Annotated in this window: 7 protein-coding genes and 1 pseudogene; 6 read left to right on the top strand and 2 right to left on the bottom strand. The window is 62.5% G+C overall.

Annotated elements, in window-relative coordinates:
- Nucleotides 1–107: pseudogene (locus tag HMPREF2617_RS12295) on the bottom strand (enoyl-CoA hydratase/isomerase family protein); the annotation flags it as partial.
- A gap of 40 nt (nt 108–147) precedes the next feature.
- Between HMPREF2617_RS12295 and HMPREF2617_RS06045 the strand changes: the two are divergent.
- Nucleotides 148–492, top strand: a complete 345-nt coding sequence (locus tag HMPREF2617_RS06045; protein WP_070840314.1) for an HAD family hydrolase — start codon at nt 148–150, stop codon at nt 490–492.
- Here the strand turns inward: HMPREF2617_RS06045 and HMPREF2617_RS06040 are convergent.
- Nucleotides 473–1,015, bottom strand: coding sequence for a hypothetical protein (locus HMPREF2617_RS06040; protein WP_070828903.1), 543 nt, complete (start codon nt 1,013–1,015; stop codon nt 473–475). The two genes, HMPREF2617_RS06045 and HMPREF2617_RS06040, sit on opposite strands and share 20 nt — an antisense overlap.
- Nucleotides 1,016–1,261: 246 nt before the next feature.
- Here HMPREF2617_RS06040 and HMPREF2617_RS06035 point away from each other — a divergent pair, with 246 nt between their 5' ends.
- From HMPREF2617_RS06035 to HMPREF2617_RS06015, 5 genes are all read left to right on the top strand, one after another.
- Nucleotides 1,262–3,079: an HtaA domain-containing protein gene (locus HMPREF2617_RS06035; protein WP_070452401.1), complete on the top strand. Its 1,818-nt coding sequence runs from the start codon at nt 1,262–1,264 to the stop codon at nt 3,077–3,079.
- A 15-nt stretch (nt 3,080–3,094) separates the two neighbouring features.
- On the top strand, nt 3,095–4,198 hold the full coding sequence (locus tag HMPREF2617_RS06030) for a heme/hemin ABC transporter substrate-binding protein (protein ID WP_070452404.1): 1,104 nt from the start codon (nt 3,095–3,097) through the stop codon (nt 4,196–4,198).
- Nucleotides 4,191–5,234, top strand: coding sequence for a FecCD family ABC transporter permease (locus tag HMPREF2617_RS06025; RefSeq protein ID WP_070452407.1), 1,044 nt, complete (start codon nt 4,191–4,193; stop codon nt 5,232–5,234). Before HMPREF2617_RS06030 ends, HMPREF2617_RS06025 begins: the two co-directional genes overlap by 8 nt.
- Before the next feature lies 1 nt (nt 5,235).
- Nucleotides 5,236–6,051 carry a heme ABC transporter ATP-binding protein gene (locus HMPREF2617_RS06020; RefSeq protein ID WP_070452410.1) on the top strand — a complete coding sequence of 272 codons (816 nt, stop codon included), beginning with the start codon at nt 5,236–5,238 and terminating at the stop codon, nt 6,049–6,051.
- A 10-nt stretch (nt 6,052–6,061) separates the two neighbouring features.
- A partial coding sequence (locus HMPREF2617_RS06015; RefSeq protein WP_210400148.1) for an HtaA domain-containing protein occupies nt 6,062–6,376 on the top strand: 315 nt, incomplete at its 3' end.

The following is a 6,376-nucleotide window of genomic DNA, read 5'->3' as shown; positions in this document are numbered from 1 at the left end:
TCGATGGCGCGTGCCATCTCCGGGTTCAGAGAATTCAGGGCCTTGGGGCGGTCGAGGGTGATCACCCCGGTCGTGCCGCGTACTTCGGTCTTCACAAACTCAGTCATGTCGCCCAGTGTTCCACATCACACCGGTATGGTGTGGGCAATGCAGACGCCACGACTGATCGCACTCGACATGGACGGCACCCTCCTCACCCCGGAAGGCCAGGTACCTGAGCGCTTTTGGCAACTTTACGACGACGCCACCGCCCAGTCCATCACCATCACCCCCGCCTCCGGCCGCCAACTGGCAACACTGCAACGCATGTTCCCCGCATGCGACACGTTCATCGCCGAAAACGGCGCGGTGGTCTTCCATAACGGCGAGGTGATCTCCACAACGCCACTTGACGACGACGCCGCGCGCGAGGAAGCGTTGCGCTGGAACTGGCGCACCTCGACCGAAGCAGTGGTCGAGGTGTACGAGCAGGCTATTGCTCGACGCGGCTGAACGTTGCAGTCTCCTCCACATCGCGGGGGGCATCTAAAGAGTCGTCTTCGTACTCGTAGCCAAGAATCTCCGGCTGCCGGGACGGGTGGATCCCGGGGACGAACCACATGATCACTGCTGCGGCTACGCCGCACACCCCCGCGGCAAGAAGGCTGAACTTCGCTGGCACGAGTAGCAGCGCGAGAACGGCGACGATCGCGATAGCCGCCCAGGTCACACCGATCACCGTCGCAGGCTCGTATTGGTGTGACACGTCCTTTTCAGCCCAAGGCACCTGCGGGAACCGCGCGCGAGCTTCGTTTCGGGTGCGCCGGTCGGCGCGCTGCGTTGGCATCACCGTCGCCACCAGCACCAAAAACAGGCCCACACCGGCGATGATGAGGTCGCCTGCCGCGACGCCGAAGAACAACACGCCGGAGCTCAAGGACACCGCCACTCGCTCCCAGGTTGACGGCGGCAATGGCGTTCCCGGATCAACGTCGGGGTAGAGCATGGCAAACGATGCATCGATCTTGTCCCGCATGGGTTTTCCCTTCCTACTTGCGTTTTAAACTAAGCCATGGCTAAATTAGCGTAGCCTAAGCTTGGTAGAATTCTAGAGGGAGTCGACAGGATGCGGAAAGCTAGCAAACAACGGGCTAACAGAATTGCGGCCCTCACCATCTCTGGGGCGCTGCTTACTGCCGGTGGGGCCATCGGCTTTCCACTCATTGCGGCCCCCGAAGCCACGGCGCAGGCCGCCAGCAACCGGACCGTGCAATCCGGGCAAATGCAGTGGTCAATCCGCGACTCCTTCATGAAGTACATCATGGGCCCCGTTGCCAAGGGTGAGGTGCAGACCTCCGGCGGGATCACGCTCGCTAACGGCGTATTCACCATCCCAGTTGCCAACTCGAACATTACGGGGGCGAATGCGGGCACCATTGCATTTGACGGCGGGATCCGGTTCTATGGCCACAAAGGGACGCTTGACATCAAGCTCACCAACATGAAACTGGTGATCAACGGCACCAGCGGTGAGATTCGAGTGGATTATGAGAGCCGCGAGAACACCGGCGTGCCAGGCAACATCGGCCCATTGTTCACAGGCAAGGAGGCGGTCTTAGCCACCGTCGCTTTCTCAGCCGCTCCCGATTTCTCGCAAGACACCGTCACCCTCACCGGTGACACCAAGGTGTCTACCGAAGGTGCAAGCAAGGTATTCGCGGATTTCTACCCTGCTGGTGAGCCCCTTTCCCCGCTCAACCTCAGCCTTAAGATGGGGGCGGGCTCCGGCGCACCCTCGGGGACCAGTGGAAACTCAGGTAGTGGTGGTGCCGCCACACGCTCCAACGCCACCGAGGGCGCAGCCAAACTGCTCGGCCAAGTCAACGACACTCTCATTGAAGTCAACGGGCTGATCACCAACACTGAAAATCTCATGGACAACTCCGGCCAGTTCCACGACCGGGTGTGGGGTACCAGCGCTGCCACGTCTGCTGAAGCTCCTCCGACAGGTGCTGGTGCGGCTGGCACTGGTACCGGCGGCGTTGCTGCAGCGCCCAACAGCGGAGGATTCTCCACCGCTGACGCGGCCGATGGCGGTAGCGGCGGCGGAGGTGGCATCGCAGGCCCATCGGGTGGTGCCGCCCCGAGCCGAGCAGCCAGCTCTGGGCAGTCTGGAGCTGGAGCTGGAGCTGCACCCGCAGCCCAGGCCGTATCCAACGACATCTGCACTGCCCCCGCCTCGAAGGGCGTGACCAGCGGCGACTTCGCGTGGGGTGTACGTTCCACGTTCCGCGCGTACATCCAGGGCCAGATTGCCAAGGGTGGCTGGAACCTTTCCAACAACGTCGCGTATTCCGACGGCCAATACCGCTTCAAGGCGCAAGGCGGAGCCGTGAATCCGCAGACCAAGGAAGGCACGATCCTCTTCCCTGGAACCATTGAGTTCTACGGCCACAAGGGCATTCTTGAAACCCGCTTCTCCAACATCGAGGTGCAATTCAAGGGCAACGCGGGATTGCTTGTCATGGATGTCACGTCGAACGATGTCGAAGGCAACCCCGGCGACTACGGCCGCGTCGCCATGGCCAATCTCACGTTCACGTCGCTGGACGTCTCCGATTCCGCAGTTTCCGGTTCAGCAACCACCACGCTGACACCAGTTGGAGCCGAGGCGTTCGCCAACTTCTACCCCGCAGGCGACCCGCTGGACCCGATCAATTTCACCGCGAGTCTCAGCGGCGCCCCGAACTGTGCCCAAGGGCAGGGAGGAGCAACAAAAGGCGACGCGCAGGGCAAGTCCAGCTCCACCGATGCCGCTGCGGCACTGCGTGCTGACGGTGTCGGTGTGGACGGGACAGGCCCGGGCGCAGCGTCCTCCACCGCCGCAGCACAAAGCATGGGCGACAACGCTTCGCTCGGTGGATTCAAGGAGCAGACCGGGGATGGCGAAGACCAGTTCCGGATCAAGTCTTCCGGGGCCTCGCCGTCCGGTCTCAACCTCGACGGCAACAGCGTGCCGTCGGTACTTGCCTTGCTCGCGTCACTGGTTATCGGCGGCGGCAGCATTATCAACTTCGGCCGCAAGGCCCCGAGCGTCTAAGGAGATCCCACCCTAATGAGGAGACTAGTAGCCACCGTCCTCGTCTGCATGCTCGCCTTAACCGGTTGTGCAAGCTGGGACGGCACATCGAGTGTGAACGCTGAGCTCGCGAGCGAGTTACGCACGGAAGCGGGCCAAGTCGATCCGCGCGCGGCGCAGGGTGTGAAGACCGTGCCTTCGCTTGACGACGTTGCCCCTGTGGCTACCAACCCAACACCAGCCCTCCCTGTTTCGCTGGTAGACGCGAAAGGCTTCGACGTTGAGGTAACCGATGTCTCCCGCATCCTGGCGCTCGACCTGTACGGCACCTACACCAAGACCCTGACTGGTCTGGGGCTCAACGAGAACATCGTAGGCAGAACGGTGTCGAGCACGGAACCCTCCTTGGCTGACCGCCCAGTGGTCACCGTGGGTGGCCACAACCTCAACGCCGAGGCCATCTTGGAGCTGAACCCAACACTGGTGATTGTGGATGAGTCCGTCGGCCCGCCAGAGGTGATTGAGCAAATCCGCAACGCAGGTATCACCACGGTGATGATGAACCCCAAGCGCTCGCTGGAGACCATCGGCGACGATATCCGCCTGGTGGCTTCGGTGGTTGGTTTGCCCGAGGAGGGCGAGAAGCTCGCCGAACGCAGCATGCGCGAGGTTGAAGAGGCGCTTGCCGTGATCGATGAGATCAAGCCTGCTGAGCCGCTGCGCATGGCGTTTCTGTACCTTCGTGGCACCGGTGGCATCTTCTACATCATTGGCGAGGACTACGGATCTACCAGCCTGATCAATGCCCTAGGCGGTCGCGACATGGCGGCCGAGGCCGGCATCACCGATCTGAAGCCGGCCAGCCCCGAAGCGCTCGCTGAGCTCAACCCCGAGATGTTTGTACTGATGACGAAGGGCCTCGAGTCCACCGGCGGCATGGAAGGGCTACTCCAGCGACCGGGTGTCGTGCAGACAATCGCCGGGCAGAATCAACGCGCGATCACGATGAATGACGGCGACTCCCTCGCCTTCGGCCCCCAAACTGGAGAGCTCCTCTTGCGCGCCGCGAAACTGCTGTACGGCGAAGGTGCCAACACCGGCTCGGTGGACACAAAGAGCGGGCAGCGCACGAATGGCTAACTACGTAGACCAGGTGTTCGCGCAGCGACACCGGCGCCGCATCGCGCTGTTCATCGGACTCGTCGTGCTGCTTGCGGTGACGTTCGTCGTGTCGCTAAGCGTCGGCCAATACACCGTCCACCTCGGGGACCTGCCGCGGATTCTCGCTCGCGGCCCCTTCGGCGTTGACGGCATGGATGCCTCTGTCATTTGGCAGGTGCGTATCCCCCGGCTGATCTTGGGCATTCTTGTCGGCGCTGCGCTCGGCGTGGGGGGCGCGCTCATGCAAGCTGTCTTCGCCAACCCGCTGGCTGAGCCCTCAGTGATGGGTGTGACCTCGGGTGCCGGCGTCGGTGCAGCGATTTTCATCGTCAGCGGGGCGAGCTTCGCAGGCACCATGACCATCCCAATCGGCGCATTTGTCGCCGGCTTAGCCACGACGCTATTGGTGTGGGCGTTGGCGAGGCACCGCGGTAAGACCGCGGTTGTCAACTTGATCTTGGTGGGCATCGCGGTAAACGCCGTCGCTGGCGCAACCATTTCATTCCTGCTGTTCCTCGCACCCTCGACTGCGCGTGAGCAGATCATTTTCTGGCAGATGGGCACCCTCGCCGGTGCACAGTGGAAGCACGTCACCCCCGTCGCCTGCATTGCGGCATTCGGAATTGTGTGCGCGCTGTTCCTCGGCCGGAAGCTCGATCTGCTGGCGCTCGGAGAAGGCGCCGCATCGCACGTTGGTGTCAACGTACAGCGGTTGCGAACAATCAGCGTGCTCCTGGCGACGCTACTGAGCGCAGGCGCAGTGTCCTACGCAGGACTCATCGGCTTCGTCGGTTTGGTGATTCCCCACATCATCCGCACTGCTGTTGGACCGTCGAATAGCGTGCTCATCCCGGCATCAGCACTCGGCGGCGCGGCGCTGATCGCGGTTGCAGACGTGGTGGCGCGCAACCTCATCGCGTACGCGGATATGCCCATCGGCATCTTCACCGCGCTCGTCGGCGGGCCGACGTTCTTCATTCTACTTCGTCAAATGATGCGCAAGGGGGTGCACTGACATGAGCGTTGAGGCGCACAACATGACCGTCCGCATCGGCGACGCCGAGTTGCTTTCCGACGTTTCTTTTCACGCCGCACCTGGCACCGTCACCGGCCTCATCGGCCCGAACGGCGCAGGTAAGTCGACGCTGCTCGCCTCACTCTCTGGAGACATCCCCGTTGCCTCGGGCGTGCTGCAGATCGACGGTGTTGAGCCGCGGCATGCCAAGCCAAAAGCGATGGCCAGGAAGCGCGCTGTCATGTTGCAGGACGTGTCCGTCACCTTCTCATTCCTCGTCCGCGATGTCGTGGCGATGGGACGTTCGCCGTGGGAAGGCACGAGCAGCCCGGAGGAGGACAACGCGATTATCGATGCCGCCCTCGAGGCCACCGGGGTTTCCCACCTTGCCGGCCGTGAAGTCGTGACACTCTCCGGCGGCGAGCGCGCCCGCGTGGCCATGTCGCGTGTCCTCGCGCAGACCACCCCGGTGGTGTTCTTCGATGAGCCAACAGCGGCCATGGATGTTAAGCACCAAGAGCGTGCCCTTGGACTCATCCGGCAGGCGGCGCGTAGCGGGAGCACCGTCGTGGTGGTGCTGCACGATCTCAACGCAGCGGCCAATTATTGCGACCAAGTGACCTGTCTCAACCGAGGTCGCGTGGCCGCCAGCGGCCCTATTGACCAGGTGTTTACCAGCGAGACCCTGTCTGCAGTATACGAGTATCCCCTCGAGGTCCGCCGGCATGGGGAATCGATCCACGTATCCCCCACGCGCACTGACACCAACGCCCTCGGCTCGCACACGCGCAACCTCCTCTTCCCCGACCGCACCTAAGGAGATCCACATGTTCCCGACCCGTAAATCTGCCGCTGCGGCGACGTTTCTGCTTGCAGCGGGTGTCGTCGTCGCCCCGTCTGCACACGCGGCGAGCGTTCCCGCTATTGAGACCGCGAGCCTGAGCTGGAATCTGAAACGAACGTTCTCCAACTACATCACCGGCCCAATTGCAAAGGGCAAAATCGAGGTTGCTTCCCCCGCGACTATCAAGCACTTCGGCGGCTTTGTGGAGCACAATCCGCCGTCCCAACGCTTTCAGCCTGACGACGCCTCATTGAAGTACGACTTCGCCTTCAACCCGGCCAACTCGAAGTTGGACGCC

Source organism: Corynebacterium sp. HMSC070H05, assembly GCF_001837615.1.
Classification (GTDB): Bacteria; Actinomycetota; Actinomycetes; order Mycobacteriales; family Mycobacteriaceae; genus Corynebacterium; species Corynebacterium coyleae.
Note: the sequence above shows the minus strand (reverse complement) of the source record. Positions and strands in the feature narration are given on the sequence as shown.

Coding starts and splice junctions, on each gene's coding strand:
- HMPREF2617_RS06045 (WP_070840314.1), top strand. CDS start 148: ATGCAGACGCCACGACTGATCGCACTCGACATGGACGGCACCCTCCTC.
- HMPREF2617_RS06040 (WP_070828903.1), bottom strand. CDS start 1,015: ATGCGGGACAAGATCGATGCATCGTTTGCCATGCTCTACCCCGACGTT.
- HMPREF2617_RS06035 (WP_070452401.1), top strand. CDS start 1,262: ATGCAGTGGTCAATCCGCGACTCCTTCATGAAGTACATCATGGGCCCC.
- HMPREF2617_RS06030 (WP_070452404.1), top strand. CDS start 3,095: ATGAGGAGACTAGTAGCCACCGTCCTCGTCTGCATGCTCGCCTTAACC.
- HMPREF2617_RS06025 (WP_070452407.1), top strand. CDS start 4,191: ATGGCTAACTACGTAGACCAGGTGTTCGCGCAGCGACACCGGCGCCGC.
- HMPREF2617_RS06020 (WP_070452410.1), top strand. CDS start 5,236: ATGAGCGTTGAGGCGCACAACATGACCGTCCGCATCGGCGACGCCGAG.